Source organism: Halorubrum sp. CGM5_25_10-8B, from assembly GCF_005435095.1.
Taxonomy (GTDB): domain Archaea; phylum Halobacteriota; class Halobacteria; order Halobacteriales; family Haloferacaceae; genus Halorubrum; species Halorubrum ezzemoulense.
Map to the genome: position 1 here is coordinate 1 of NZ_SGTY01000015.1, position 26,542 is coordinate 26,542.

At 66.8% G+C, this 26,542-nt stretch carries 21 protein-coding genes, 1 tRNA gene and 2 pseudogenes; 13 read left to right on the plus strand and 11 right to left on the minus strand.

From position 1 onward, the window contains the following. Both EXE51_RS17990 and EXE51_RS13490 read left to right on the plus strand, forming a co-directional pair. Positions 1-120: pseudogene (locus EXE51_RS17990) on the plus strand (IS6 family transposase); the annotation flags it as partial. Continuing rightward, entirely contained in the window at positions 75-821 is a 747-nt protein-coding gene (locus EXE51_RS13490) for a hypothetical protein (protein ID WP_137692843.1), read from the plus strand. The pseudogene EXE51_RS17990 and the gene EXE51_RS13490, both read left to right, overlap by 46 nt. A gap of 54 nt (positions 822-875) precedes the next feature. On the opposite strand, the gene EXE51_RS17995 is transcribed toward EXE51_RS13490, so the two are convergent. The 4 genes and pseudogenes from EXE51_RS17995 to EXE51_RS13505 all read right to left on the minus strand — a co-directional run bounded on the left by EXE51_RS17995 (position 876) and on the right by EXE51_RS13505 (position 2,496). Then, positions 876-1,313 (minus strand): hypothetical protein, encoded by a 438-nt coding sequence (locus tag EXE51_RS17995; protein ID WP_241990636.1) that lies wholly within the window; start codon positions 1,311-1,313, stop codon positions 876-878. Between the two features lie 33 nt (positions 1,314-1,346). Next, positions 1,347-1,574, minus strand: a pseudogene (locus EXE51_RS18000) (HNH endonuclease); the annotation flags it as partial. A 221-nt stretch (positions 1,575-1,795) separates the two neighbouring features. Continuing rightward, a tRNA-Ala gene (locus tag EXE51_RS13500) sits at positions 1,796-1,867 on the minus strand. An 80-nt stretch (positions 1,868-1,947) separates the two neighbouring features. Further along, entirely contained in the window at positions 1,948-2,496 is a 549-nt protein-coding gene (locus tag EXE51_RS13505) for an SRPBCC family protein (protein ID WP_137692845.1), read from the minus strand. A 319-nt stretch (positions 2,497-2,815) separates the two neighbouring features. Between EXE51_RS13505 and EXE51_RS13510 the strand changes: the two genes are divergently transcribed. Then, positions 2,816-4,936, plus strand: a complete 2,121-nt coding sequence (locus EXE51_RS13510; RefSeq protein ID WP_137692846.1) for an ABC transporter ATP-binding protein — start codon at positions 2,816-2,818, stop codon at positions 4,934-4,936. Between the two features lie 87 nt (positions 4,937-5,023). On the opposite strand, the gene EXE51_RS17555 is transcribed toward EXE51_RS13510, so the two are convergent. The 5 genes from EXE51_RS17555 to EXE51_RS13525 form a co-directional block, all read right to left on the minus strand. Next, positions 5,024-5,200, minus strand: a complete 177-nt coding sequence (locus EXE51_RS17555) for a hypothetical protein (RefSeq protein WP_158093618.1) — start codon at positions 5,198-5,200, stop codon at positions 5,024-5,026. 267 nt (positions 5,201-5,467) lie between these two features. Then, positions 5,468-10,156, minus strand: a complete 4,689-nt coding sequence (gltB, locus tag EXE51_RS13515) for a glutamate synthase large subunit (RefSeq protein ID WP_094520399.1) — start codon at positions 10,154-10,156, stop codon at positions 5,468-5,470. A gap of 231 nt (positions 10,157-10,387) precedes the next feature. Further along, positions 10,388-10,555: an HEWD family protein gene (locus EXE51_RS17795; RefSeq protein WP_167373064.1), complete on the minus strand. Its 168-nt coding sequence runs from the start codon at positions 10,553-10,555 to the stop codon at positions 10,388-10,390. Between the two features lie 118 nt (positions 10,556-10,673). Next, positions 10,674-12,425, minus strand: a complete 1,752-nt coding sequence (locus EXE51_RS13520) for a hypothetical protein (protein WP_137692847.1) — start codon at positions 12,423-12,425, stop codon at positions 10,674-10,676. 1,980 nt (positions 12,426-14,405) lie between these two features. Next, a complete protein-coding gene (locus EXE51_RS13525; RefSeq protein WP_049931114.1) occupies positions 14,406-15,068 on the minus strand; it encodes a DUF6517 family protein in 663 nt (220 codons plus the stop codon). 140 nt (positions 15,069-15,208) lie between these two features. Here EXE51_RS13525 and EXE51_RS13530 point away from each other — a divergent pair, with 140 nt between their 5' ends. Beyond that, a complete protein-coding gene (locus EXE51_RS13530; RefSeq protein WP_049931344.1) occupies positions 15,209-15,949 on the plus strand; it encodes a hypothetical protein in 741 nt (246 codons plus the stop codon). Positions 15,950-16,008: 59 nt separating this feature from the next. Here EXE51_RS13530 and EXE51_RS13535 read toward each other — a convergent pair whose 3' ends face one another. Both EXE51_RS13535 and EXE51_RS13540 read right to left on the minus strand, forming a co-directional pair. Further along, positions 16,009-16,518, minus strand: coding sequence for a hypothetical protein (locus EXE51_RS13535; RefSeq protein WP_094495085.1), 510 nt, complete (start codon positions 16,516-16,518; stop codon positions 16,009-16,011). A gap of 108 nt (positions 16,519-16,626) precedes the next feature. Continuing rightward, positions 16,627-17,973 carry an alkaline phosphatase family protein gene (locus EXE51_RS13540; RefSeq protein WP_086216102.1) on the minus strand — a complete coding sequence of 449 codons (1,347 nt, stop codon included), beginning with the start codon at positions 17,971-17,973 and terminating at the stop codon, positions 16,627-16,629. A 264-nt stretch (positions 17,974-18,237) separates the two neighbouring features. On the opposite strand from EXE51_RS13540, the gene EXE51_RS13545 reads away from it, so the two are divergent. From EXE51_RS13545 to EXE51_RS13585, 9 genes are all read left to right on the plus strand, one after another. Beyond that, positions 18,238-19,146, plus strand: a complete 909-nt coding sequence (locus tag EXE51_RS13545; protein ID WP_086220495.1) for a PhzF family phenazine biosynthesis protein — start codon at positions 18,238-18,240, stop codon at positions 19,144-19,146. 50 nt (positions 19,147-19,196) lie between these two features. After that, positions 19,197-19,391 carry a hypothetical protein gene (locus EXE51_RS13550; RefSeq protein WP_049931121.1) on the plus strand — a complete coding sequence of 65 codons (195 nt, stop codon included), beginning with the start codon at positions 19,197-19,199 and terminating at the stop codon, positions 19,389-19,391. A 110-nt stretch (positions 19,392-19,501) separates the two neighbouring features. Next, the gene (locus tag EXE51_RS13555) at positions 19,502-20,452 is read left to right on the plus strand and encodes a calcium/sodium antiporter (protein WP_086216104.1); all 951 of its coding nucleotides are present in this window, start codon (positions 19,502-19,504) and stop codon (positions 20,450-20,452) included. A gap of 88 nt (positions 20,453-20,540) precedes the next feature. Continuing rightward, the gene (locus tag EXE51_RS13560; RefSeq protein ID WP_137692848.1) at positions 20,541-22,007 is read left to right on the plus strand and encodes a D-aminoacyl-tRNA deacylase; all 1,467 of its coding nucleotides are present in this window, start codon (positions 20,541-20,543) and stop codon (positions 22,005-22,007) included. Positions 22,008-22,152: 145 nt separating this feature from the next. Beyond that, the gene (gene ftsZ / locus EXE51_RS13565; RefSeq protein WP_004598343.1) at positions 22,153-23,313 is read left to right on the plus strand and encodes a cell division protein FtsZ; all 1,161 of its coding nucleotides are present in this window, start codon (positions 22,153-22,155) and stop codon (positions 23,311-23,313) included. 61 nt (positions 23,314-23,374) lie between these two features. Continuing rightward, positions 23,375-23,551 carry a protein translocase SEC61 complex subunit gamma gene (locus tag EXE51_RS13570; RefSeq protein WP_006628863.1) on the plus strand — a complete coding sequence of 59 codons (177 nt, stop codon included), beginning with the start codon at positions 23,375-23,377 and terminating at the stop codon, positions 23,549-23,551. Beyond that, on the plus strand, positions 23,551-24,003 hold the full coding sequence (locus EXE51_RS13575; RefSeq protein ID WP_049931127.1) for a transcription elongation factor Spt5: 453 nt from the start codon (positions 23,551-23,553) through the stop codon (positions 24,001-24,003). Before EXE51_RS13570 ends, EXE51_RS13575 begins: the two co-directional genes overlap by 1 nt. A 121-nt stretch (positions 24,004-24,124) precedes the next feature. Continuing rightward, entirely contained in the window at positions 24,125-25,087 is a 963-nt protein-coding gene (artA, locus tag EXE51_RS13580) for an archaeosortase A (protein WP_049931130.1), read from the plus strand. A 159-nt stretch (positions 25,088-25,246) separates the two neighbouring features. Continuing rightward, positions 25,247-26,494, plus strand: coding sequence for an MgtC/SapB family protein (locus EXE51_RS13585; RefSeq protein WP_049931132.1), 1,248 nt, complete (start codon positions 25,247-25,249; stop codon positions 26,492-26,494). Positions 26,495-26,542: the final 48 nt, after the last annotated feature.

Genomic DNA, 26,542 nt, shown 5'->3' on the forward strand with positions numbered 1-26,542 from the left:
TTTTGGGAAATAGAACGACGAACATCCTCGTTTGCGAATAGTTTTAGCAATGTCGCACTCGAGACAGCTCAAAATTGGCTCGAAGCCGTTGCTGTCTACCACAATTCACGCCAAACTTAACGCGACCCGTTTCCGTACCGGAGCGCGCAGCACGGCTCACGACGAGATACATCGGGGCGGAGCGATCCTCGAACGCGACCGACGCGGCCGCCGATCCCGACGGCCAGCGGTCCGAGTCCGCGACCTATCCCGGGCTCCTGACCGCGCGGACCGCGGGCGGCACCTGCCACCTCGCGCCGGGGTACCACGGTGAGGCGACGACGCTGCCGGACCGCGCGCTCGGCCCCGTCAACGGCGTGGTCGTCGAGGAGGCGGGAACGCGCTACGAGAGCCTGCTGCTCGACGACCGCCGGCGGCAGGCGCAGTACGGCGCGCTCTTGGACGCGAACCTCGACGGCGACCGCGTGCCCGCCTTCGCCGTCGACGTTCCGCCCGAGGGCGGTCGGAAAGGGTACGGGGAGGGCGTCGACGCGGTCACCGAACTCGTGACGGGGACGGCGGCGTTGGCGGCGCTCGGCGTCGTCGGCGTCGCGCTCGGCGCGGCGGTCGCGGCGCTCCTCTGGCTCCCGGTCGCGATGGCGGTGTGTCTCCACGTCCGGCCGCCGAGCGCGGTGCGGCGGCCCGACCGAATCGGCGCGTGCTGCCGCGGGGTCGTCGCCCGCGGCCAACTGCTGAAGCCTGCTCGCTGGCGGCGGGTCGAAGAGGCCCGAGAGCCGGACATCGACGCGCCCGAACCGGACGCCTCGTGGTTCAAGCGATGAGCGACCTGCCGCGAAACTTCTCCGTCCGGGAGACCGTCGCCGTCCTCACGGCTTTCAATTAATCCGATTGCTTTCTGTAGTCCCCGTTATCCGTGTGCCGAGAGTAATTAGCAAAGGTCCGAACAGACCGAACAGAACCGTGGGAATTGCGATAAGAGCTTCAAGCCAGTGAGCGTCTGTCATAATCCTACCTAATCTCTCAATGAATGTCGGATCTTGGCCGGAAACGTACCAAGCGAGGATCCCGAACACAAGGAGATACGACTTGAAGACAATAGATTGGAAACGAAGGCCGAGGATCCCACCAGTAGTTCCGAGTACGAGCAGCACAATAGGTGTGAGAAGCCAGTGTATACTTCCCGCAGTGGATGATGCTTCACTCAAAATGTAGAAATAACCATAGCCAGCAGCGAGCGGAGCTATCAGGTGCTTAATTACAACGAAGAAGAAAAACGGTAAAATTGTGTATACACGAGACAAGTAGTTATTCACTGTATCCTGTTGGTCGTTCTGAGTTGTATCCCGTGTGATGTCGTGCTTGTGTTGACTATTATGACAGTTAACGCAGAGCGTCTGAAGATTATCTAACGAATCAGAACCACCCTCAGATCGTGGCGTAAGATGATGCGCGTGGAGTTCAGTATCTCCGGAGGACCCACCCCGGGCACCACATTGTTGGCAGGTATAATTGTCACGTGAATAAACTTTTCTGCGCCTCTCGTCCCAATCATCAGGGTAGCTCGAAGCCGCCATATAGCGGTTTTATCTTTCTGATCCGCCGTATGAATATTATTCAAACTTGCTGATATTTAGAATGGCAAATCAGGAGAAGTCACCGTTCGTTACAGGTCTACGTCGCTCGCAGCGTTTCTCGCGGGGCAAAAATACGGACTCGCGGGGGTCCCGCGAGCGAGCACAGCGAGCGAGTGGGACCACACGAGGGAATGACTAAGCGAACGAAGTGAGGAAAAGGATGGACTCGCGGGGATTTGAACCCCGGGCCTTCCCCGTGCCAGGGGGATGATCTACCACTGATCTACGAGCCCTCGAACGCATTCGTTCGTTCCGCGGTGAATATCTTAAGGGCTTCGAATCGTGGACCGACTGGACCGCGCGCCGCCCACGCTCAGATCCGGTCGGAGTCGACGTACACGTCGAGGTCCACGTCGCGTCGCGATCCCTCCAAGTCGCGGACGGCGCGCTCGACGACGCGCTCGGCCTCGCTTCGGATCAGCGGGATCGCCTTCTTCAACACCCAGTCGAACGAGACGAGCCGCGGCAGGTCGAGTGCGTCCGGACTGGCGGAGCCGGGGTCGAACTCGACTTCGAGCGCGACCTCGCAGGGCGCGTCGTCAGTCTCCTCGGCGACCGCTCCGCCCCCGTCGGTCGACGTCGGCGTCACCCGCCAGCAGCCACCGGCGTCGATATCCTTCGTTATCTCCCAGTCGATCCGCTCGGGCGGCTCGACGCCGGTCACCTCGGAGCGGGCGGTGTAGGAGATCTTCCACCACGCGAACGTGAGCGCGTACCTGGTGCCGGGGCCGCCGTCGCCGGTGACCGTTTCGACCTCTCGGAGGTACTCGGAGTAGTTCGCGTACTGCGGGAAGTCGAGCAGGAACGCGTACACGTCTTCGGGGTCGGCGTACACCTCCGTGCTCACGACGAGTTCGTCCACGTACGTGGGTTCGCGTGACGCTTATTAAACGGTCCGGCGACCGAACCCGACCGACGGCTCTGGGGTGATTCCCGTCACAGTCGCGGCCGATTGCGGAGTGACGGCGAACACCGTCGAAGCCCCGCCCCGCACGGCACCGCTCCACACACCTCCCCGGCCTCGTCGCGCTCCTCGCGCCCCCCTCGGGCGCTCGGAGGCGCGCGCCGCTGTATTCAGGCGGGTTTGTTCGCCTCCTCGGGGGCCAGGATTCGCGTCGTCGGAACCCGGAACGGGCCGCCGAAGCCGCCGGATACATGGGGCTTCCGGCGCTCATACGGCTATGGCTGCCGACGAGCGCAACGCCTTCGAAGTGTACCGCGACCGGGTGGACCGACCGCTCGGGCGGTTGTTCCGCGAGTACGGGGCGTCCGAGGCGCACTGGCTCGTGATCGGGATGGTCGCCAACGTCGTCGCCCGGGTCGCGGGGCTGATCCCGCCGGTGGTGCTGGGCGTCGCCATCGACGCCGTCTTCACCGGCTCCGGCCCCTACACGCTCCCGATCGTTCCCGACGCGTGGCTGCCGACCGCGGAGGCCGCCCAGTTCCGCCTCTCAGTGATCCTCATCTTCGGGTCGTTCATCGTGACGGGCGTGTTCACGTACGTCTACGGCATCGCGGCGAACAACTTCGCGCACCGCGTGATGCACGCGGTCCGCACCGACTCCTTCGACCAGATGCAGCGGCTCGACATGACCTTCTTCGACGACAAGCAGACCGGCGAGGTCATGTCCGTCCTCAACAACGACGCCTCGAACCTGGAGGTGTTCTTAGACAACGCCCTCCAGAACTCCGCGCGCCTCGGCGTGATGGTGGTCGGGATCGCGACCGTCCTCGTCTACTACAACTACGAGCTGGCCGTGATCACCCTCGCCGCCATCCCGCTGATGTTCCTCTTCACGCTGTGGTTCATGCGCGCCGTCGAACCCCGGTACGTCGCGCAGCGCTCGGTCGTCGGCGACCTCAACACCGCCCTCGAGAACGCGCTCTCGGGCGTCGAGCTGGTGAAGACCTCCAACACGGAGGCCCACGAGAGCGAGCGCGTCGAGGACGCCTCCTTCTCGTACTTCCGGCGCACGATGTCGATCCTCCGGCTCAACTACGTCTACCGCCCCGGGATGGAGCTGCTCGCCGGGCTGGCGTTCGCCGCCACCTTCGCGGTCGGCGGCTTCTGGCTCGCGAACGGCCCGCCGGGCCCCTTCTCGACGAAGCTGACCGTCGGGACGTTCGTCACGTTCGTCCTCCTCACCCAGCAGTTCGTCGCCCCGCTCGCGGAGGTGTCGAACATCATCGACCAGTACGAGAACGCGAAGGCCTCCTGCGAGCGCGTGTTCGGCCTGCGCGACATCCCGGTCCGCATCGAGGACGACGACGACGCGATCGAACTCGGCGGCCAGACCCGGAGCGACGGCGGAAGTAAGCGCGGCCGCAGCGTCGACGGCACGGTCGACGACGCGACGGAGGACGCAGTTGACGACGCGACCGGCGACGCGGCCGACCACGGCGGCGTGGCGGGCGCCGTCGAGTACGACGAGGTCTCCTTCGCGTACCCCGGGAACGCCCTCGTCGACCCCGAGGACGCCGACGAGGAGGTTCTCAGCGGCGTCTCCTTCTCGGCCGATCCGGGCGACACCGTCGCGCTGGTCGGACCGACCGGCGCGGGGAAGTCGACGCTGCTCAAGCTCCTCCTCCGGCTGTACGACGTGACCGACGGCGCGATCCGCGTCGACGGTCACGACGTCCGCGACGTGACCGTCGAGAGCCTCCGCTCGTCGGTCGGCTACGTCGCGCAGGACACCACGCTGTTCGACGGCACCATCGCCGAGAACATCCGCTACGGGCGGTTCACGCGGATCGATGAAGCGGACGCCGAGGAGAGCGAGGTGCGCGAGCGGGTCGTCGAGGCCGCGAAGGCCGCGGAGGCCCACGAGTTCATCGCCTCACTCCCGAACGGCTACGAGACGCGGATCGGCGAGCGCGGCGTGAAGCTCTCGGGCGGCCAGCGCCAGCGACTCGCGATCGCCCGAGTCGTGCTTCAGGACCCCGCGATCTTGATTCTCGACGAGGCGACCTCGGCGGTCGACACCGAGACGGAGATGCTGATCCAGCGCTCGCTCGACCGCCTCGCGGCCGACCGCACCACGTTCGTCATCGCGCACCGGCTCTCGACGGTGACCGACGCCGACACCGCCCTGGTGTTGGAGGACGGCGAGGTCGTCGAGCGGGGGAGCCACGACGAACTGCTCGCCGCGGACGGCCTCTACGCGAAGCTCTGGGGCGTTCAGGCCGGCGAGATAGACGAGCTTCCGGAGGAGTTCGTCGAGCGCGCCCGCGAGCGCCACGTCGACCGCGCGGTCGAGCGGGCGACGGAGAGCGAGGTCGACGCGGAGTCGCTCGACGACTGATCGGGAGACCGGTCGGCCTCGGTGGCCGGTGAAATATTCACCGGCGTCCCGTCGAGACGGGCGAGTGGCCTGAACCGGCGCCGTCGATCACTTCGTCTCGTCGCTTCGGATCGGCTCGTGCGTGTCCGGTTCGGATGATCGGATCGTATTAACGGCTATGAGCGCGAGCAGACTCGCCGCAGCGAGGAAGAGAGTAGGTACGGCGGTCTTGACGAGGAGGAGCACGCCGAGGAGTTCACCTGCGAGCGCGATGAGAAGGGCCACCGGTACGAGTCCGGCCGGCCGGTCCCGCGATTTTGAGGTCATACGCTGAACCGGTGGGAGACGGGATCGAGAGACGGTGAGGGCTCGGTGCTGTCGCGACCGTGTTCGCCCACGGACACAGGTCCGACCAGTAACGAAGGCGATAATAATCCTGTGGCGACTGACCTGGGAATCGCTCGGTGCGAGAGACGCGTTCCGTACGCCTCCAAGCTGTCGAAATCCATCGCCGACCCCGGGCTTCGACGGTGCCGTGAGAGGCGGTGCGAATCAGTCGTCGCCGGAGATTTGCCCGGCCGCGTCGGCGTCGGCGTCCGGCACCGCGGCGGCGGGCGCGGGCGGCTCCTCGCGCACGTCGGCGCCCTTGCCCTCCGCGATGACCTCGGCGTACGCGTCGGGGAAGACGCGGACGAAGTCGTCGAGCGCGGCCTCCCAGTCGTCGAGCAGTTCGGCCGCGCGCTCGCTGTCGGTGTACTCGCGGTGGTTCTCGACGAGGCGGCGGAGCATCCGCTCGTCGGACCCCTCCAGCGTCTCGGAGACCGACACCATCCCGCGGTTCACCCGGTCGGCGAACCGGTCGTCGGGGTCGTACACGTACGCGATGCCGCCGGACATCCCGGCCGCGAAGTTGCGGCCGGTGTCGCCGAGGACGGCGACGACGCCGCCGGTCATGTACTCGCAGCCGTGGTCGCCGACGCCCTCGACGACGGCTCTGACGCCGGAGTTGCGGACTCCGAACCGCTCGCCGGCGACGCCGTTGACGTACATCTCGCCCGACGTGGCGCCGTACAGACAGACGTTCCCCGCGACGACGTTCTCGGTCGGATCGTACGACGCCTCCGCGGGCGTGTCGATCACGATCCGGCCGCCGGAGAGCCCCTTGCCGACGTAGTCGTTGGCGGCGCCGGACAGCTCCAGCGTGATCCCCGGCGCGAGGAACGCGCCGAAGCTCTGGCCCGCCTCGCCGTCGAAGCGGCACGAGACCGTGTCGTCCGGGAGCCCCTCGCCGCCGTGTTCGGAGACGATGCGGTTCGAGAGCGTCGCGCCGACCGCGCGGTCGACGTTGCGGATGTCGCGGGTGAGCGCGACCGGCGCACCGTCATCGATGGCGGGCGCGGCCTCGTCGATGAGGTCCCAGTCGAGCAGGTCGTCGATGCCGCCGTGCGCCTGCTCTCGGACCTTCGTGCGGGACTCGCCGGCGGGCTCGGCGATGACCGCCGACAGGTCGAGGTGCTTCGCCTTCTCGTGGTCGGTGTCGCGTTGGGCGAGCAGCCCGGGCCGACCGATGAACTCCGCCAGCTCGGTGTACCCCTGCTCGGCCATGATCTCGCGCAGCTCCTGCGCGATGAACGTCATGTAGTTGATGACGTGATCCGGCTGGCCGGGGAACCGCTGGCGGAGGTCCTCGCGCTGGGTCGCGACGCCGACCGGACAGGTGTTCTCGTGGCACTGCCGGGCCATCACGCAGCCCGACGTGACGAGCGAGGCGGTGCCGAAGATGTACTCCTCCGCGCCGAGGGCGGCCGCGACCGCCACGTCGCGGCCGGTCCGCAGTCCGCCGTCGGCCGAGACGCGAATGCGGTCGCGCAGGCCGGTGGCGCGCAGCATCTGGTTCGCCTCCGCGAGCCCGAGCTCCCACGGGAGCCCGGCGTTCTTGATCGAGGTCTTCGGCGACGCCCCCGTCCCGCCGTCGTGGCCGGAGACGTGGACGACGTCCGCGTTCGCCTTCGCGACGCCGGCCGCGATGGTGCCGATGCCGGCCTCCGAGACCAGCTTGACGTTGACGTCGGCCTCGGGACTGGCGGCCTTCAGGTCGAAGATGAGCTGCTTGAGGTCCTCGATCGAGTAGATGTCGTGTTGGGGCGGCGGCGAGATGAGCCCGACGCCGGGGGTGGAACACCGGACGTGCGCGATCATCTCGTTCACCTTCTCGCCGGGGAGGTGGCCGCCCTCGCCCGGCTTCGACCCCTGCGCCATCTTGATCTGGAGCTCCTCGGCGTTCGCGAGGTACTCCGAGGTGACGCCGAACCGACCGGAGGCGACCTGCTTGACCGTACACTCCTTCTCGGTGTCGAACCGCTCCGGCGGTTCGCCGCCCTCGCCCGTGTTTGATTTCGCGCCCAGGCGGTTCATCGCGATGGCGTTGTTCTCGTGGGCCTCCGGCGAGAGGCTCCCGAGGCTCATCGCGGCCGTCGAGAAGCGCTCGACGATCGACTCGACCGGCTCGACCTGCTCGACCGGCACGGGGTCGCGGTCGGAGTCGAACTCAAGGAGGCCGCGCAGCGACTGGAGCTCCTCAGTCTGGTCGTTCACCAGTTCGGCGAACTCCTGATACTGCTCGTAGTCGCCCCCGCGGACCGCCTGCTGGAGCGTGCCGACCGTCTGGGGGTTCCAGCCGTGTTTCACGCCCGAGGAGCGGTGTTCGTACTCGCCGACGGTCTCCAGCTCGGGGTCAGCGCCGAAAGCCATCGCGTGGCGCGTGCGGAGGTCGTCTTCGATCTGCTCGATCCCGATCCCCTCGGTGCGGATCTCGGTCCCCTCGAAGTACTCGGCGACGAAGTCGGAGTCGAGCCCGACCGCCTCGAAGATCTGGGCCCCCTGGTACGACTCCATCGTCGAGATGCCCATCTTCGCCATCGTCTTGAGGAGCCCGTCCTCCAGCGCGTGCCGGTACGCCCCGAGCGCCTCGTCCTCGTCCGCGCCGTCTGGGCCGGCGACCACGTCGGCGATCGAGGCGTACGCGAGGTACGGGTCGACCGCGTCGGCGCCGTAGCCGACGAGCGTCGCGAGGTGGTGGACCTCGTGCGGCTCGCCGGACTCGACGACGACGCCCGCGCGGTTGCGAAGCCCCTTGCGCACGAGGTGGTGGTGGACCGCGCCGGTCGCGAGCAGGCTCGGCACCGCGAGCCGGTCCGGCCCGACGGCGCGGTCGGAGAGGACGACCACGTCGGCCCCGTCCTCGATGGCGGCCGCGGCGTCCTCGCGGACGCGGCTCACGGCGTCGACCAGCGAGCCGTCGCGGTCGTAGGTGACGTCGACGGTGACGGAGGCGAACGCGGGGCCGTCGGACGCGCCCTCGTCCCCGGGGGTCCGTTCGCCCGGTCCGGGCAGGTCGCGAAGCGCTCCGGTCTCGGCGTCCGTCAGAACCGGCGTGTCGGCGACGATCTGCTCGGCGTGGGCCGGCGTCTCGGCGAGGAGGTTGCGCTGGTTCCCGATCCGGGTCTCCAGCGAGGTGACGAGCTCCTCGCGGATGTAGTCGATCGGGGGGTTCGACACCTGCGCAAACAGCTGCTTGAAGTAGGTGAACAGGGGGCGGTCGACGTCTGCCAGCACGGACAGCGGCGTGTCGTCGCCCATCGAGCCGACCGGGTCCTTCCCCTCGGTCGCCATCGGTTCGACGAGGTGGTTCAGCGAGTCGGTCGTGTAGCCGAACGCGGCCTGGTGGGCGCGGACGGTCGGCCTCGACTCTTCCCCGTCGCCCTCGGTGGTGGAGTCGGCGTCGATCCCCGCCGCGGCGCCGTCCTCGTCGGTAAGCGCGTCGAGGTCGACCTGCCCGTCCGCGACCCACTCGCCGTACTTCTCGTCGGTGAGCTCTTCGAACACCTCGTCGTCGGGGACGATCCGGCCCGCCTCGGGGTCGGCGACGAAGATCTCACCCGGCCGGAGCCGCCCGCGGCGGCGCACGTCGGCGGGCTCGGTCGGGAGCGCGCCCACCTCGCTGCCGACGACGAGGCGGTCGTCAGTCGTCACCTCGTAGCGGCACGGGCGGAGACCGTTGCGGTCTAGGACGCCGGCGACCTGCTCGCCGTCGAAGCCGATGACGAGAGCCGGCCCGTCCCACGGCTCGACGAGCGACGCGTGGTAGTCGTAAAAGTCGGCGCGGTCGTCGTTCATCAGGTCGTCGTCGCGGAACGCCTCGGGGATCAGCATCCGCAGCGCGTGCGGGAGGTCGCGGTCGGTCTGGAGGAGGAGTTCGAGCGCGTTGTCGACGCTCGCAGTGTCGGACTGGTTCGGGTCGTCGATCACCGGCTTGATCGTGTCTAGCTCGGCCCCGAACGCCGGGTGGTCGAGGTCGGTCTCGCGGGCCCGCATCCAGTTGACGTTCCCGCGGATCGTGTTGAACTCGCCGTTGTGGACGATGTTGCGGTACGGGTGCGCGAGGTGCCACGCGCCCAGCGTGTTCGTCGAGAACCGCGCGTGGACTAATGCGACGTGGCTCGCGAACCGCTCGTCGGTCAGGTCCGGGTAGTAGTCGGCGAGCTGCGACCCCTTCAACAGCCCCTTGTAGACGACGCGTTGCCGGTCGAGCGAGCAGACGTAGAAGCGGCCGGCGCCGTCGACCTCGGACACCGCGTTCTCGATCTCGCGCCGGGCGGCGTACAGCGCGCGGTCGAAGCCGAGCAGGTCGGGATCGGCGTCGTCGGCCCGGTCCTCCTCGCTGGTGAACCGCTGGGCGAGCCCCGCGCCCTCGACGGGGGCGACGAACACCTGCGACACCTCGGGCTCCGAGTCGAGGGCCGTCGCGCCGAGGTCGGAGTTGTCAGTCGGAACCGACCGCCACGCGAGCACCTCCAGCCCGTAGACGGCGCACACCTCGGCGATGACGTCGTGGATCTCCGCCTGAACGCTCGGCTCCGGGGGCATGAACACGGAGCCGACCGCGTACTCTTCGGGGAGGTCCGCCTCGACGACGTCGCGGAATAACGCGTCCGGCCGTGCGACCATGATCCCCGCGCCGTCGCCGGTGTTTTCCTCGGCACCCGTCGTCCCGCGGTGTTCGAGGTTTTCGAGCAGAGAGACCGCGTCCGTGACGGTCTCGTGCGTGGGCGCGCCGTCAAGGTCGACGACGCCGCCGATCCCGCAGTTCGACCGGTCGTCCGTCGGATCCGCGAGTCCCCCCTCCTGACCCGAGGGCTCCGAGTCGCGTACGCCCCGGGTGGTACTACGTGACTTGGTCATACGTCTCGCTTCGAATGAACAGGTAAAGGCATGACCCTGATAGGGGTAGGATCCATCGTACACACATTAGGGAATATAAGGTAATTATTCATCACGGGTGGTGAACAATTAACACGGACCAGAATCGATCAAGTATCTCGGTTGCTAGCTCCCGGAATAATATTATATCTACTTATATGATACGTGCGACTTTGCTAGGGCGACAGAAGTGGCAGATCGTCCAGTCGGAAGCTACTCTTCGAGGGGAACGAACGAGCCGTTGATGTCCCACTCGTGGATACAGTAGACGTTTCCGGGCTCCGCCGCGATCCGCCACCCGTCGGCCTCATCGTCCCACCGCTCTTCGCGCCCGCACAGTTCGCAGGTGCGCTCCTCCGGCGGTGTGATGGTCACGCTCATGCGCGAGAGAACGGCACCGCCGAGCAAAAGCATATCGACGATGGGTGGCGGCCGAGGACCAGCGGTGAACCGCGCGAGTGAAGAGGCCACTCCGAGGTGGCGACCGCCCCGTCGCAGTTCACGAGTTGCGGCCGCGGCGCCGAGCGAGCAGCGACGCGCCCGCGATCGCCGCGGCCGACGCGACGGCACCGAACCCGGGGAGGTCGTACGCGGTCGAGCGTATCGGCGCGTCGTCGTATCCGAGGTCGCTCGGGGCGACCGCGTCGGAAGATGAACCGCTCGCCTCGGACGACGTCGACGACTCGGCCGAATCGGTCGACTGCGCGTCCACGCGCTCGTCGGCGCGGTTCGCGGTCGACTGCTCGCCGCCCGAGGGGTCCGCAGGGCCGGGTCCGTCACCACCGGTGAGGCCGCCGGTACCGAAGGCCTCGGACGGCCCCGCAGACGACGGGATATCGGTGCGACCCGGAGCGACCGAGATCCCTACGTCGGGGGGACGCGTCGAGCGATTCGCGTCCACGCCGGTCGACCCTCCCGTGGGGTCCGAACGGTTGCTGGCAGCGGCGTCGGCGGAGTCTGGTGGAGTAGTAGTGTCCGACGGAACGGCGGGATCAGCACCACTTCCGGCGTTAGCGGGGGCACTACCCGGACCGTCGCTCCCGTCCGACTCCCTACCTGTCGAACCACCCCCGGCGACCGGCCCGCCACCGGGGGCCGCCGACCCGCCGCCGCTGGCCGGCCCGCCGCCAGACGCGCTAGTGCCCGCCGTCGCCCCGGACGGGTTCGCCGCCGTCGGGCCGCCCGGCGCGCTCACGGCCGTCGATCCGTTGCCGCCGAACGCTCGGTCCGTCTCGACAGTTGCGTTGGCACTACGCGATTGATCTGTTCCGGCGGTCTCGTTGTCGCTGAGCGATTGGTTCGTTCCGACCGTTTCGTTACCACTGGGCGATCGGTTCGTTCCGGCCGTCTCGTTGCCACTAATCGATTGATTTGTTCCGACCGTCTCGTTGCCACTGAGCGATCGGTTTGTTCCAGCCGTTTCGTTGCCACTAATCGATTGGTTCGTTCTGGCCGTCTCGTTGCTACTGAGCGATTGATTCGTTCCGGCCGTTCCCTCGGGCGTCGCGTTCTCCGCGAGGGAGTCGGCCGGATCGAGAGCACCGTAGGTCAGGTTGGTCGTCACGCGGTGACGGTCGTTCGCCGCGGTCTCGCGCAACCGATCGTCGTCGACTCGGAACGTGCCCTCGAACGTCTCGCCCGGATCGGGCGGTGTCTCGGTGCCGAACGCGTGCTCTCCGTCGGCAACGAGGAACAGGCCGTCTCGGTCGAGGTGGACCGCGGATTCGTTCGGCATCCGGCCCACTGCCTCGCCCTCGGTCGAACCGTTCGCGTCGTCCGCGTCTGCCGGTGCCACTCCGAACGACAGGCCGTCGAGACGAGCGAGGTCCTCCCCGCGTTCCAGCGACGCGTTCGCGGCCGCAGGAAGGCCGGTGAGTCCGGACGCATTCACCCCGTACACGACCGTGTCGTTCGCGGTCGCAGTCGCGGCGGGTGCGAGCGTTCCGTCGGCGATCGCCTCGCGTATCTCGGTCGCGTTCGCGAAGTCGCCCGCCGAGGCCGCCCGCGTCGTGTACGCGGTCAGGTCGCCAGTCGAGCGGGGTCCGACCGTGACCGTGGCGGTATCTGTGGCGGTCTCGGTGCCGTGTTCCGACCGCAGCGTGAGATTATACGTTCCGGGCGAGAGCGGGTCAGTATGGCCCGTGACCGACTCGATGTCAACTCCGGACCCCGTCGTGACGAACGCTGAAGAGTTCGGCGACGCATACGTGTTGACCGATACGGGAGTGGGTCCCGTATCAGTAGTTGTCATTTCGAGTGCTGTTGTACTGTTACCTGTCGTATTGGCAAGAACAAGTTCCAAATCTGGGACACTATGAGACAAAGAAGTCTTGATAGAGTCCGCATAAGCAACTCGGCTGGGGGAATCATTCAAACTGATGTCTTTTTTCTCTCGCCCAATGATGTCAAATTTTCTTGTGTTTCCAGTATTCGTGTGAATATAATATGTACCTGAAGATAGCAGTGAAGTGTTATACTGAATGTAGGATGAATTATTCTCCCGCGTGCCTACTGAAACGACACGGGTTGTGTTGTCCTTACTAATTTTGTGTAATTCGACACTTTTTGGGTCTGAAGGACTTCTATAACAAATGGGTTGGCCAGAATATACTGGTTTATTTAGCGACTCGTTACGTTTAATGTGGATACCTTCTGAGCAGGAGACGTTTGTACTGACAGTGGTTATTGAAATAACACCGCCATCTGCAACACCGTCGGAAACAAACTGCTCATTAAGATCAGAGTTACGAAGCAGCTCGGAATCCCTCGGAGAAATCCAGTCACCACCGCTATAGTCACGTGCTAGTTGAATAGCAACAGCATAACGATTACTGCGGAAAATACCACGCTTGTAAGTTGTAGTGTTGAAATAGAGAGATACATTGTCATTCCATCCTGTCAGGACTTTCGAATTAGCTATTATATTATCTTTTAGAATATATCCAGTTGAATTGACTGGATGAAGTGATACAAAGAATGGGGTCTTTTCATTAATTGTATCAGAAACTCTGGCGAAAGAAACTACAATTTTATTTCTCTGTGGACTGCTATATGATCGATTATGGAAATATACATCTGCGGTAACAATGCGCCCACTATCAGTGGACAATGCCGAAGAGGTCATATTGGGGGGTAATTGTTCTAAAGTGCTATAATCAGAATCACCAAGAGTGGAGTTAGCAACAAGAAAAGCCTTGACATCACCTCCAGGGTGTGCTGTATCCACAGAAATCGATTCTTTCTGATTGAAAGTATTTATAGAGACACCTCGTTGTCCAATCACTTCATTCTCATCGTCACGTGTGATGAATAATGTAGAATTTGTATTCCCACTAAGATTGTCAACTGTTATTCCAATTGTTGTGGGTGTATTTCGATGTAACTGTGGTGAGCCAGTCGCCTGATCTGGGACGTTAATAGTACCGTCAATGATTTTGAACGGACTTGTATTTGACACGTTTCGTATTTCTCTAGAAGAATGTGTAGAACTATTAGTGAAACCGACACTATATGTTAGCTTCTCTGATTTACTTGCGTTATTTGTGACGATTCCAGATATTTGAGCAGAGTCAATTTGTATTGAGTGAGCCGTTTTATTGGGACGAATAGTTGCTGTTAAAAATGACTTATTGTCAGAATTCAGGTAGGAAGTGTTAGTTACAGATCCATTTTGAATGCTATTAATTGATATTGAAGCAGAAGAGGTGCGAACACCTTTTGATTTAACGCTAGTCAGGTTCACAAACAATTTGATACTTTGAACACTGTCTGCTTGATTTAATATAATGCTTATATTACTAATGTTTTGACTGGATTTGCCTACCCGAAGACTGTCTGGACTGCCAGATTTATTTAAATAGACGCCCTGATCAGAATTTTGGGCTGTAACGGTATTTGCGCCGAGCAGTAGCGCAACAGTAACAATTACCAGACAGGCAACAATTCCGACCGACACCCATCGAAGCGATCGCGTTCGGATCATGGCGAACGGGCCGCGGATGCCAAGCGATAGCTCTCGGAACGGCCGAGGTCGACAGTCGACCCGGCGACCGCGAGGCGCGTCTTGTACCCGCGGGATCTCTCACTCCGGCCGATCGTTTATAAATGACTTACGGAGGTGAAAGCTTCCGCTCGAGAAAATAATCGCATGACTGCGGCGCCACGAGTGCGGAGATGAGTTTCGAAAACGGGTGGAACGTGGGTGGGAAGGCGAAGCGGTCGTTAGAAGCGGTCAGTGCTCGACCGCTTCCATCATCGAGAGGAGTTGGTCAGACTGGTCGATCTCGACGGGATGGACGCCCACCAGCGCGATCACGTCGTCGTCGTGCTGGACGGTGCCGATGTAGACGAGGACGGGAATGTCTTCGACAGAGCCGCTCTGACCGCCGTCGCCACTGACCTCCGCGCTGACGGTGGTTTCGAGGATCGAGACGGAGGTTTCCTCGTCGAGGATCGTCCGAGTCTCCTCACCGCGCTTCTCGATGTCGTCGGCTTGGATGTCGGTGCCGTTGCCGCCGATCCCTTGCTGGTCGACCTGACTGAGGAGCCGCCGGATGAGCTCCGCGTCGTCGGCCCGGACGAGCGGATTGACCGACTGCCCGCCGATCGAAGCGTTGGGGGTACTCGCCACGAACAGCGCTGATCCCACCGTCTGGTTGGTGTAGCGGGCGATCCACGTCGTCGCGGACACGTCCGCGTTCACGCCCGCGGCGTTGAACTCCTGATCGATGGTGAACGACTCCGGATCCTCACCGGAGAACCCCTCGGCGTACGCGCTCTCCGGGATGCGCGCCGGTTCGGCGTCGAACTCGTAGCTCCCGTCCTCGCCGGCGCACCCGGCGATTGCGACCGAAGTCGACGCTGCGAGCGCCGCGAGCAGCCCACGTCGTTTCATGCGTTCGGGTAGGTCTACGCAGTTCTTTAAGCCTATCGGCGCGGGTATCGGTCGCGAGAACCCCGCAGCCGAAGGCACAAAGTTCACGTCGGGCCGCGCGCGACGTGAGGCAAATGGAACGCCGAGGACAAACCGGGCTGGTGGAAGCGCTCTTCTTGGACGTGGTCCGCCTCCACGAGACGTGGATGGAAGTCGTCTTCCCGCGACAGCTCGACCCGAGCGCGGTCCTGGGGAAGTGGAAGCCCGAGACGGCCGTGCAGTCGGTCGGCTACTACCTCTGGGCCGTGCTAGGTGCGCCGCTCGTCGCGGTCGCGTACCCACTGCTGCTCGTCGGGTTCGCCACGCGCTACTACGCGGCGAAGCTCGACTCGGCGGTCACCCGGATCGGCGTCGCCGGCGCGGTCGTCGTCGCCGCCGTCGTCTGGGGGACGCTCACGGTAATCACGCACCTTCAATTACCCTTTGACGCCGTGATCGCGGTCGGTGCCGCCAGCGCGGTCGCCGTCGTCTCGGCCGCCTTCGCCGCCGGCTTCTCGAAGCTCGGCGGGCGGTTCGTCAGCGTGTTGCTCGCGTACCCGTTCGCGATGACGGCGCTGTTCTTACCGCCGGTTGTCGCGGCGCTCGTCACGCCGACGTTAGAGGAGCTGATCCTCCCGCCGAGCTACGAGCTCGCGCGGTGGATCCTCGACACGTTCCTCTCGGTGGGCGGGATCAACGAGACGCTCCGCGGCGCGTTCGACTTGGAGACCTTCGGCGAGCAGTGGGGGCTACCGGGACTGGGATACGTCCTGATGTGGATCGGCATCTCAGTTCCGCTCGGGTGGTTCCTCGGACTGCTCGTCGCGCTGGCGAATCTGATCCGACCGGCCGAAGACGCCTGACTGGTGTCTCGGACGGGCGGTCGAGGTGGGAGCCCCGTTTCTACGGCCGTGCGGCTTCCTCACTCGTCGAAATCGTACGTCTCGCTGGCCGTTTCGAACGCCGACGCCGAGCGCTCTCGTTCTCGCCGCCGCTCGCGTTCGGCGATCGCTTCTGGATCCGGGCTCGCGTCGTCGTCGATGCGGGCGATCGACTCGTGGACTTTCGCGTGACACCAGCGGCACAGGCCGACCGTGATCTCGTGGGAGTCGTCGCCGCCGTACGAGAGGTGGTGTTCCTCGACGAGCGGGCGGGAGTCGTCGTGAGCCAGGCGCACGTTTTCGAGCCCGCACCGGACACACGTCTTCGCGTCGGTCGTCGACCGATAGTGGGGGCACGCGCGCCACTCGCCGTCGGCACCGACGTGGCAGTCGTAGCTGTCGGCGCGTCGGGCGGCCGCGAACTCGGGATCGTCGCCCGCCCGGGTCAGCGCGAAGCGGCACCGGCCGTCGTCGGTGAGGTGGTCGCAGACGCCGGCGACCGCGTAGGGGTCGTCGACGCCGACGGGCGTCCCGTCGGGGGTGCGTTCCATACCCGTCGGTGGGGGTGGAGTCACTTCAATTCGGTCGGCCACGGCGTGCGGCCGTCGCGGAAGGCGTCGGGGCCGTTCAGACGAGACTGCGGAAGGCGTCGGGGCCGTTCAGACGAGGCTGGCACCGTCGAAGTCCGTGCGGCCGTAGTCGATGTCGAGCAGTCGGAGGAGGGTGGGGGCGACGTCGAGGAGGTCAGCGTCGTCGACCGTCGCGTCAGGGTGGTCGACGAACAGCGCGGCGTCGTCGAAGGCGTGCATTCCCGTCCGCGGTCCGTCGGGGTCGAAGACGCCGTCGTGGGGACGGAACCCGGACTTGAGGTCGAACCCGTCGTTCGGGAGGACGACGAGGTCGGGAGCGATGGCGGCATGGTCGCCGCGGAACACCGTCTCGCGGTCGACGACGCGGTCTGCGACGGGATTCCCGTCGGGCCCGGTCCACGACTCCAGCGCCTCGCGTAGCTCCGCGCGCGTCGCCTCGTACTCGCCTTCGGGGACGACGCCGTTCGGCTCGCGGCCCTCCACGTTGAGGTAGAAGCGGCCGGGGACGAGCGAGTACGCGCGGGCGTCGTCGTCGACGTCGGCCAGCGAGTCGGGGTCGTCGTCCGCGTAGGAGATCCACCCCTCGCGTTCGAGCCACTCGTTACAGTACACGTCGTACCGCAGGCGCCTGAACCCGTGCGTCGAGCCGACAACGAGCGTGACGTCGCTGGGGAGCGCCTCGCGGATCGAGCCGACGTGTTCGTCCATGGCGGCGTGGAACGAGAGCAGGTCCTCGCGGTACTGGCCGCCGTCCTCGTAGTCGCCCCACAGGAAGTGGTTGACCCGGTCGGGGGCGGTGAAGACGCCGACGAAGAGGTCCCAGTCGTCGCGCTCGACGTACCGCTCGAAGGCCTCGGCGCGGGCGTCGAGTGTCTCGCGGGCGTGGTCTAGGAACGCGGTCTTGTCCGCCTTGTGTCCGAGTTTCGCGTTGACGGACAGGCGGTAGTCGCTGTCGGCAAGGTACTCGCGGAACTCGTCGGGATGCGCGGCCGCGTCGAGGTCGGGGGAGAGGTAGCCTGAGACCATCCGCTGGACGGTCCGCTGCGGCGGGAACGTGACGGGGACGTTCATGACGGTCGCGTCGAGTCCCGCGTCGGTCGCGCGGTCCCAGACCCGGGGGCGCTGCACGTCGCGTCCCATCGGCACGTACGTGTCGTAGGAGCCGACTTCTCGGTCCTGAAAGCCGTACACGCCGGTCTCGCCGGGGTTCGTCCCCGTCGTGAGGCTCGGCCAGCAGGCGCTCGACTCCGCCGGGACGATGCTGTCGATCTGTCCCCCCTCACCGTCGTCCGCGATCGCCGACAGCGTCGGGAACGTCTCCGGGTTGTCGGCGACGAGCCGGTACGAGAGGCCGTCGATCCCGATGAACGCCACGCGCGGCGTGTCGCTCCCTCGCAGCCGGTCGAAGAGGCCCATACACACTCATCTGCGGTCGAGGGCAAAAGGATTGACATCGGACGCTCCGGGGAGTGCGGTCCGACGGGCCTCGGAGTCGAAGCGCTTGTTGGGTCGAGTTCGTCATGTCGGTAACGACCGGGGCGTCCGCGACGGCCCCGGACCCGCGACGACCCTGGACCCGCGACGACCGCGCACTGGCGTCGCCGCTCCGCTCGGGAAGGGCCCCGTCCGCCTCGGAGCGCCTCGGGAGGCTTTTTGTTCGCGACCTCGGAGGGGTTCGACATGGAGACCCGACGCGCGCTGCTCGTCGACGCGTTCGCCGCGGAGCCGCTGGCCGGGAACGCCGCCGGCGTCGTCCCCGACGCAGAGGGGCTGAGCGACGAACAGCTGGCCGCCGTCGCCGCCGAGCTCGGCGCCTCGGAGACGGCCTTCCTGACCGGGGCCGACGGCGCGGCCGACGACCGGCTCCGGTACTTCTCGCCGACCACGGAGGTCGACCTCTGCGGGCACGCCACGATCGCGATCTACGGCGCCCTGTTCGCCGAGGGAGCGATCGACGGCGGCGAGCGCACGCTCCGCACGAACGTCGGCGACCTCAGCGTCGCGGTCGACGACGACGGCACCGTGTGGATGCGACAGCAGGCGCCGAGCGTCGAGGTCGTCGACGTCGATCTCGACCGGGTCGCGGCCGCGCTCGGCGTCGACCCCGCCGCGCTCCGCGACGTCGGCGCGGACCTCCCCGCCGCGGTCGCGTCCACGGGCCTCCCGTTCCTTGTCGTCCCAGTGAACTTCTTGGAGCGGCTCGGCGAGGCCGACCCGGACGACGCGGCCGTCGAGCGCCTCTCCGAGGAGTTCGACGTCGCGGGCGTGTACGCGTTCTCCTTCGACGCGCTCGACGCCGACTCGACGGCCCACGGTCGGGCGTTCGTGCCCTCACTGGGGATCTCCGAAGACCCGGTCACGGGCACCGCGAGCGGAGCGGTCGGCGGATACCTCCGTCACGTCGACGCCTTCGACGGGGACGAGCCGGACGAGCTCCGCTTCGAGCAGGGCCACTTCCTCGACCGACCGGGCCGCGTGCGCGTGCGAGTAGAGGCGGACGGCGTCCGCGTCGGCGGTCGGGCGACGGTCGCGCTCGACGGTGAGATCCGGATCCCCGGCGGCGAGGACGACGAGATCATCGAGGCGTGATCCCGTCGCGGAGACCGAACGTTTAGCATCGCTCGCGACGTACCGAAACCATGGAATTCGACCTTCCACGCGCGGCAGCGATCCTCGTACTGATCGTCGCGGTCGGCGCCGGCGGCCTCATCGGCGCGGAGATGATGCCCCTCCAGACGACCCTGATGATGGTCGTCCCGTCGATGCTCGTCTTCGGCGGGCTCGCGTTCGCGATCGGCGTGAAACACGGCGAGTTCCGGGCGGGACACGCCTGAACCGATCGAAGGGGTGGCCGAGACCCGCCTCATAGCGAAACGGTAACGGCCGCCACCTCGGGCGGTCGCGGATCACGACCCTTTTGAAACGCCGTTGCGAACCGGGAGCCGTGCTGCCCGGGTCGCCACTCCTCGAACTGCTGTTGATCGCCGTCGGCGTCGCCCTCCTGTACGCCGGCGCCGAACTGCTCGTCGCGGGGGCGAGGGACCTCGCGCTCGCCGTGGGGCTGAAGGCGTCGACGGTCGGCGTCACCGTCGTGGCGTTCGCGACGACGGCCCCGGAGCTTTTCGTCTCCCTGCTCGGCGCCGTCACGGTGTCGACGGACATCGGACTCGGCGCGATCGTGGGCTCGAACATCGCGAACATCGGGCTCGTGTTGGGAGTATCGGCGCTGATCCGCCCGCTCAACGTCTCCGACACGGTGTTTCGCCGTGACGTCCCGTTCATGGTGCTGGCCGCGCTGCTGTTGGTCGGCCTCGGTTGGGACGGGCGGATCGGGTTCCTCGACGGCGTCGTGCTGCTCGGGACGCTCGTGGCGTTCACCGCCGCGGTGCTGCGACGCGTCCGGGAGAACCAGTCGGCGATCACCGACAGCGAGCGGGACGAGATGCCGGACGCGAGGGCCCGCGACATCGCGATGGTCGTCGCCGGGATCGCGGCGCTCGTCCTCGGCTCGCGGTGGCTGATCGACGGCAGCGAGTCGCTGCTGGCGGCCGCCGGCTTCTCGGACATCTTCATCGGACTCACCGTGCTGGCGCTCGGCACGTCGCTGCCGGAGCTGGCGGCCAGCGTCGTGGCCGCGGTGCGCGGCGAGGCGGAGTTCAGCGTCGGCAACGTCGTCGGCTCGAACATCTACAACATCCTCGCCGTCATCGGCATCGTGGCCGTCGTGACGCCCATCGGCGTCGCCCCGGGCGTTCGCGGCTTCGAGTTCCCCGCGCTGCTCGCGTTCACGGCCGTCATCGTCGGCATCATGGCGTACAGCGAGCGGATCACCCGCGTCGACGGCGCGGTCCTCACCGTCGGATACGGGGCGTTCGTCTATCTGTTGCTCCCGTAGCGCGGACGGCCGGACCCCGGTCGACGCGCCCCCGCGGAGTCGGAGCAGAACCGACGGCTATTCCGTCGCGGGCGACCGAGTCGGCGTCGTGATAGCGATCGTCGTCAGCCGGGCCGACAGCGCCTCGGCGCACATCGGCGAGCGGCTGCTCGAGGTCGGCGACTGGGAGGCGCGCGAGGACGAGTCGCGCCCCGACGCCGACGGGGGCGCAACGTACTACCGGGCGGCGGGGTTCGAGCTCCGCGAGTTCGACGACCTCCACATCCGCCTGTCGGACCCGGCCGCCGCGTTCGACTGCGACCCCGAGTTCCTCGCGTTCGTCTCCAGACACTCGGGGGAGACGGGCGAACTCCTGACCGCGCACGTCACCGGGAACTTCGGCGAGGCGAAGTACGGGGGCGACCCCGAGTCGCTGGCGCGGGCCGCGCCGGGCGCGGAGAAGCGCGCCGTCGAGGCGCTCGCGCGACATGCCCCGGAGGGGTACGAGGTCGGCATCGAGTGTACCCACCACGGGCCGACGGGCGTCTCCGTGCCGTCGCTGTTCGTCGAACTCGGCTCCGACGAGCCGCAGTGGGAGGACCCCGAGGCGGCCGCGGCGGTCGCGCGGGCAGTCCTCGACCTGCGCGGGACCGGCGCGGACGTAGTCGGCGAGGGCGTCGCCGACGCCGCGACCGCGCCGCGCCCCCGTCACGTCGTCGGCTTCGGCGGCGGCCACTACGCGCCGCGGTTCACCCGTATCGTCCGCGAGACCGAGTGGGCGGTTGGGCACGTCGGCGCCGACTGGGCGCTCGCCGACCTCGGCGCGCCCGAGGCGAACTGCGACGTTATCGAGGCCGCCTTCGAGCGGAGCCGCGCCGACCGGGCCGTGATCGACGGTGACCGCCCCGACCTCGCCGCGGTGGTCGAGGACCTCGGTCACCGGGTCGTGAGCGAGACGTGGGTCCGCGAGGTCGGCGATGCTCCGATCCCGCTCGTCGAGCGGCTGGAGGCGGCGATCGGACCGGTCGACGAGGGGTTGCGGTTCGGCGCGGTCGCCGACGAAGTCCCCGAAACGGCGGGGACCGAGGCGGAAGACGCCGGTGGCGACCGGGCGGACGGCACCGGCGGCGACGGGGCAGCGGTCCGGGTCCGCGACCTTCCGGCGGACCTATGCTCGCGGGCGCAGGGGCTCGACGCCGCCGCGACGCGGGAGGCGGTCGAGCGCGTCGCCGTCGCGTTCGACACGGAACAAGGCGGCACCCGCGCGGCGGGGCGGGTCGCGTTCGCGACGACTCCGGAGACGCCGGGGTACGCGGACCTCGTGGACGGGTTGGCGGCGGTGTTGGAGGCCGGGTACGACGCGGTCGAGGTGGCGGCCGACCGGAACGCGGTGGTCGCCCGCGAGACCGCGTTCGACCCGTCGCTGGCGGCCGAACGAGGCGTACCGGAGGGGCCGGCGTTCGGCCGGCTCGCCGACGGGGAGGCGGTCGAGGTCGACGGCGCGACCGTCGAACCAGACGACGTGTCGCGAGCGCGGACGGAGCGGTTCCCGATCGACGGCGACGCCCTCAAATAATTTATAAAAGCCCGTGCGGCCGGCGGATCGACCGCGTCAGCCGTACTCGCTCGGGTCGGCCGCGAACGCCGGAGATTTCGGCGTCCGACCTGCGTCAGACGATCGGGCAAAAATAAATACGTCCGGGTCGCAACGACACCACATAATGGACTCCATCGTTGAGGACGCCATCGACGAAGCCGAAGAGGCCCCCGCAGAGGACGCCGGGGGAGCCGGCGAGAGCGCCGCCGGAGGGAGCGCCGGCGCGCCGCCACAGACCGGGACGATGACCGACGACGAGCTGCAGGACGTCCTCCAAGACCTCCAGACGAACATCACGGTCGTCGGCTGCGGGGGCGCCGGCGGCAACACGGTCAACCGCATGACTGAGGAGGGGATCCACGGCGCGAAGCTGGTCGCCGCCAACACAGACGTCCAGCACCTCGTCAACATCGAGGCCGACACGAAGATCCTCATGGGCCAACAGAAGACGCAGGGGCGCGGCGCGGGCTCCCTCCCGCAGGTGGGCGAGGAGGCCGCCATCGAGTCCCAAGAGGAGATCCAAGACGCCATCGACGGCTCCGACATGGTGTTCGTCACCGCCGGGCTCGGCGGCGGCACCGGGACCGGCTCGGCGCCGGTGGTCGCGAAGGCGGCCCGCGAGTCTGGCGCGCTCACCATCGCCATCGTCACGACCCCGTTCACGGCCGAGGGCGAGGTCCGACGCACGAACGCCGAGGCCGGCCTCGAACGCCTCCGCGACGTGAGCGACACGGTCATCGTCGTCCCCAACGACCGCCTGCTCGACGCGGTCGGGAAGCTCCCCGTCCGGCAGGCGTTCAAGGTGTCCGACGAGGTGCTGATGCGCTCGGTGAAGGGGATCACGGAGCTCATCACGATGCCCGGGCTCGTCAACCTCGACTTCGCCGACGTTCGCACGGTCATGGAGAAGGGCGGCGTCGCGATGATCGGCCTCGGCGAGTCGGACTCCGACTCGAAGGCGCAAGACTCGGTGAAGTCCGCGCTGCGCTCGCCGCTGCTCGACGTCGACATCTCGGGCGCGAACTCCGCGCTGGTGAACGTCACCGGCGGCACCGACATGTCCATCGAGGAGGCGGAGGGCGTCGTCGAGGAGATATACGACCGGATCGACCCCGACGCCCGGATCATCTGGGGGACCTCCGTCGACGACGAGCTCGAAGGCGAGATGCGAACCATGATCGTCGTCACCGGCGTCGAGTCGCCGCAGATCTACGGGAGCAACGGCGAACCGCCGGAGGGCGGCGCCGCTTCCGCCGACGTCGAGGACATCGACTACGTGGAGTAGTCGCCCCGTCCCGAGCCGCATCAAAAGGTAAAAACCGTCTCGTCTCGAATTTGCTGGTAACATGGACGTTCCGTACGACCTCAACAGCTACATTCGGGTGCTGAAGCTGGCGAGCACGCCGAGCACCGACGAGTTCCTCCAGGTGTCGAAGATCGCCGGCGCCGGGATCCTGCTCATCGGGTTCATCGGCTTCCTGATGTTCGCGATCATGAGCCTCCTCCCGGGGGTCGGCGCGTAATGCCGATCTACTCGGTCAAGACGACGGCGAGCCAGGAACGCACCGTCGCCGACATGCTCGCCGAGAAGGAGACGCCCGAGATCCAGGCCGTCATCGCCCCCGACCAGCTCACGAGCTACGTGATGGTCGAGGCGACCGACGGGGCCGCGTTCGGCCGGATTCTCGACGAGATCCCGCACGCCCGCGGCGTCATTCAGGGCGGCGACGGCCCGGCCGAGAGCCCCTTCTCCGAGGTCGAGCACTTCCTCTCGCCGACCCCGGACGTGGAGGGGATCGCCGAGGGCGACATCGTCGAGCTGATCGCCGGCCCGTTCAAGGGCGAGAAGGCGCGCGTCCAGCGGATCGACGAGGGGAAAGACCAGGTGACCGTCGAGCTGTACGAGGCGACCGTCCCGATTCCGGTGACGGTCCGCGGCGACCAGATCCGCGTCCTCGACAGCGAGGAACGGTAAGGCCTCCGGCCGGCCGATCGGCGCGGCGGCGGACGAGGAAGCGCGAGCCGACCCGACCGTCTGACGCCGGGATCGCACGCAACGACAAGGGCTTTATTCGACGACGACGGACCGTAGCGATATGTTCGGCCACGGCGCGCCGGCGGTGTTGAGCGTGATTCCCGACACGTTCACGTTCGCGTGGATCGTCGCGATCCTCTTCGCGACGGCGTGGCTGCTCGACGAGCGCGGGCTGGCCGCCGGTCGCGCGCTCGCGGCCGGGACGTGGGCGCTGTTCGGGCTCTTCTGGCTGTCGACGGTGCCGTACTTCGCGTTCGAACACCAGAGCTACGTCGAGTCGATCCTCGCGCTCGTCGGCTTCCCCGCCAGCGTGTACGCGGGGTATCTCCTCTACGACGGGCGCGCGTCGCTTTTCACGCTCACGCGGGCCATCGCGATCATGCTCTTCATCTACCTCCCGTTCGAGACGATCCCGGCGTTCACCGTCGGCGGGGTCGCGGTCCCGGAGCCCCGCCGGATCCTCATCGAGGTCGTGGCGACGCAGACAGGTGCGCTCATCGACCTGCTCGGGTACGCGCCGGAGGCGGTGACGAGCAGGGAGGGGTACGAGGCGGCGTACTCGTGGACGCTGGACGACGGCCACACCGTCATCATCCACATCGTACTGGCGTGTACGGGGCTGGGGAGTATGGCCATCTTCGGCGGCCTCGTCGCCGCCGTCGAGGCGCCGCTCGCGCGGAAGCTCCGCGCGCTCGCGGTGTCGATCCCGCTCATTTACGTCCTGAACATCTTCCGGACGACGTTCATTTCGGTGGTGTCTGGCAACCAGTACATGCACTGGTACCCGGACCTGGTGATGACGATGTTCGGCGCGACCGACCCGTACCGGGTGTCGTTCCTCATCTCCGACCGGATCATGAGCCAGCTGCTGGCGGTCGTGGCGCTCATCGCGATCACCTTCCTCGCGGTGCGCGAGCTACCCGAGCTCGCGGTCATCTTGGAGGACGTGCTCTACCTCATCACCGGCGAGGAGCACGACCTGACCGAGGCGCTCGACCTGCCGCGCGAACCGACGAACCGATAGGGCGGCGGGTCCGCGACGGCCCCGCTTTGGAGATGCTATAGATTACTATATAGCAAGCTATAGACGTAGCGGGCCGGAACGGTTGGTCATGACTACGAGGGCGCGAGACGGACCGTCGGGCGCCGGTCCGAGAGCGCGGTCGCGCGGAGGTGGGCGGCGGTGATAGGCGGGGTCGACCCGTTCGTCTACCTCGAGACGAACGTCGCGAAGCTGGCGTTAGCGACCGCGCTCGGCATGTTCCTCGGGCTGGAGCGCGAGTGGTCGCAGAAGTCGGCGGGGATCCGAACGTTCGCGCTCGTCAGCCTCGCGGCGGCGGTGTTCTCGCTCGTCGACGAGCCCGGGCTGCTCGTTGTCGGCGGCGTGCTGGTGGTCGCCAGCGCGGTGTTACTGGCGGTCCGGAGCTTCGTTGAGGCCGAGGTCGACGGGCTCTCGCTGACCACGTCGGCGTCGCTGCTCGTCACGTACGGGGTCGGGGTGCTCGTCGCCGAGGAGTTGTTCATCGAGTCGGTGACGGTGGCGGTGCTCTCGTCGCTGCTCTTGGTGTTGAAACGGGAGCTCCACCAGTTCGCGTGGGGGCTCTCGCGCGAGGAGGTGCGCAGCGCGGTGGAGTTCACCATCCTCGCGTTCGTCGTCTTCCCCCTCCTCCCCGCCGAGACGATCGACCCGTGGAACGCGGTCCAGCCGCGGCTCGTCTGGTCGCTTGTGGTCGCGGTCAGCGCCATCGGCTTCGTCAACTACGTGCTGGTGAAGCGGTATCAGGGGCGCGGCTACGCGGTGACCGGGTTCTTCGGCGGGCTCGTCAACTCGACGGCGGTCGTCGCCGAGATGGCGAAGCGCGCGAAGGGGCGCGCCGACCTCGGCGAGATCGCGGTGGGGTCGATCCTGCTCGCCAACGCCGCCATGGCGTTCCGGAACGCCGCGGTCGTGGCCGTCTTCGTCCCCGAGGCGGCGCTCGTCGTCGGCGCGCCGCTCGGCGCGATCACGGTCGCGGGGATCGGCGTCGCCGTGTGGCGGAGCGACTGGCGGACGACGATGGAGGCGGAGCTCACCTCGCCGTTCAGCCTCGGGAACGCGCTCACGTTCGGCGCGCTCTTCCTGCTCGTGCTGCTCGCCTCCGCGGTCGCCGAGCGGACGTTCGGCGCTGGCGGGTTCGTCGCCACCTCCTTCCTCGCGGGGCTGGTGTCGTCGGGGACCTCGACGACCACGGCGGTCTCGCTGCTCGGGACCGGACAGATCGGCGTCGACACCGCGGTCGCGGGCGTGGTCGCCGGGACGGCCGCCAGCATCCTGGTGAAGACGGCGTTCGCGGCGAGCATCGCGCGCGAGCTGGTCAGGCCGGTGTTCCTGTGGAACCTCCTGTTGATCGCCGTGGGCGTGGTCGCGGGGGCGCCGCTGTTGCTGTTGTGAGGGCCCGCTGAGTCCGGTGGGCGAAGTGGGTCAGGCAGCCCGTCGGAC

Excerpts from the sequence above, each read along its gene's own strand:
- gltB (WP_094520399.1), bottom strand. The coding sequence starts at position 10,156 with ATGACCAAGTCACGTAGTACCACCCGGGGCGTACGCGACTCGGAGCCC.
- EXE51_RS13520 (WP_137692847.1), bottom strand. The coding sequence starts at position 12,425 with ATGACAACTACTGATACGGGACCCACTCCCGTATCGGTCAACACGTAT.
- ftsZ (WP_004598343.1), top strand. The coding sequence starts at position 22,153 with ATGGACTCCATCGTTGAGGACGCCATCGACGAAGCCGAAGAGGCCCCC.
- EXE51_RS13570 (WP_006628863.1), top strand. The coding sequence starts at position 23,375 with ATGGACGTTCCGTACGACCTCAACAGCTACATTCGGGTGCTGAAGCTG.
- EXE51_RS13575 (WP_049931127.1), top strand. The coding sequence starts at position 23,551 with ATGCCGATCTACTCGGTCAAGACGACGGCGAGCCAGGAACGCACCGTC.
- artA (WP_049931130.1), top strand. The coding sequence starts at position 24,125 with ATGTTCGGCCACGGCGCGCCGGCGGTGTTGAGCGTGATTCCCGACACG.
- EXE51_RS13540 (WP_086216102.1), bottom strand. The coding sequence starts at position 17,973 with ATGGGCCTCTTCGACCGGCTGCGAGGGAGCGACACGCCGCGCGTGGCG.
- EXE51_RS13545 (WP_086220495.1), top strand. The coding sequence starts at position 18,238 with ATGGAGACCCGACGCGCGCTGCTCGTCGACGCGTTCGCCGCGGAGCCG.
- EXE51_RS13525 (WP_049931114.1), bottom strand. The coding sequence starts at position 15,068 with ATGAAACGACGTGGGCTGCTCGCGGCGCTCGCAGCGTCGACTTCGGTC.
- EXE51_RS13510 (WP_137692846.1), top strand. The coding sequence starts at position 2,816 with ATGGCTGCCGACGAGCGCAACGCCTTCGAAGTGTACCGCGACCGGGTG.
- EXE51_RS13535 (WP_094495085.1), bottom strand. The coding sequence starts at position 16,518 with ATGGAACGCACCCCCGACGGGACGCCCGTCGGCGTCGACGACCCCTAC.
- EXE51_RS13550 (WP_049931121.1), top strand. The coding sequence starts at position 19,197 with ATGGAATTCGACCTTCCACGCGCGGCAGCGATCCTCGTACTGATCGTC.
- EXE51_RS17795 (WP_167373064.1), bottom strand. The coding sequence starts at position 10,555 with ATGAGCGTGACCATCACACCGCCGGAGGAGCGCACCTGCGAACTGTGC.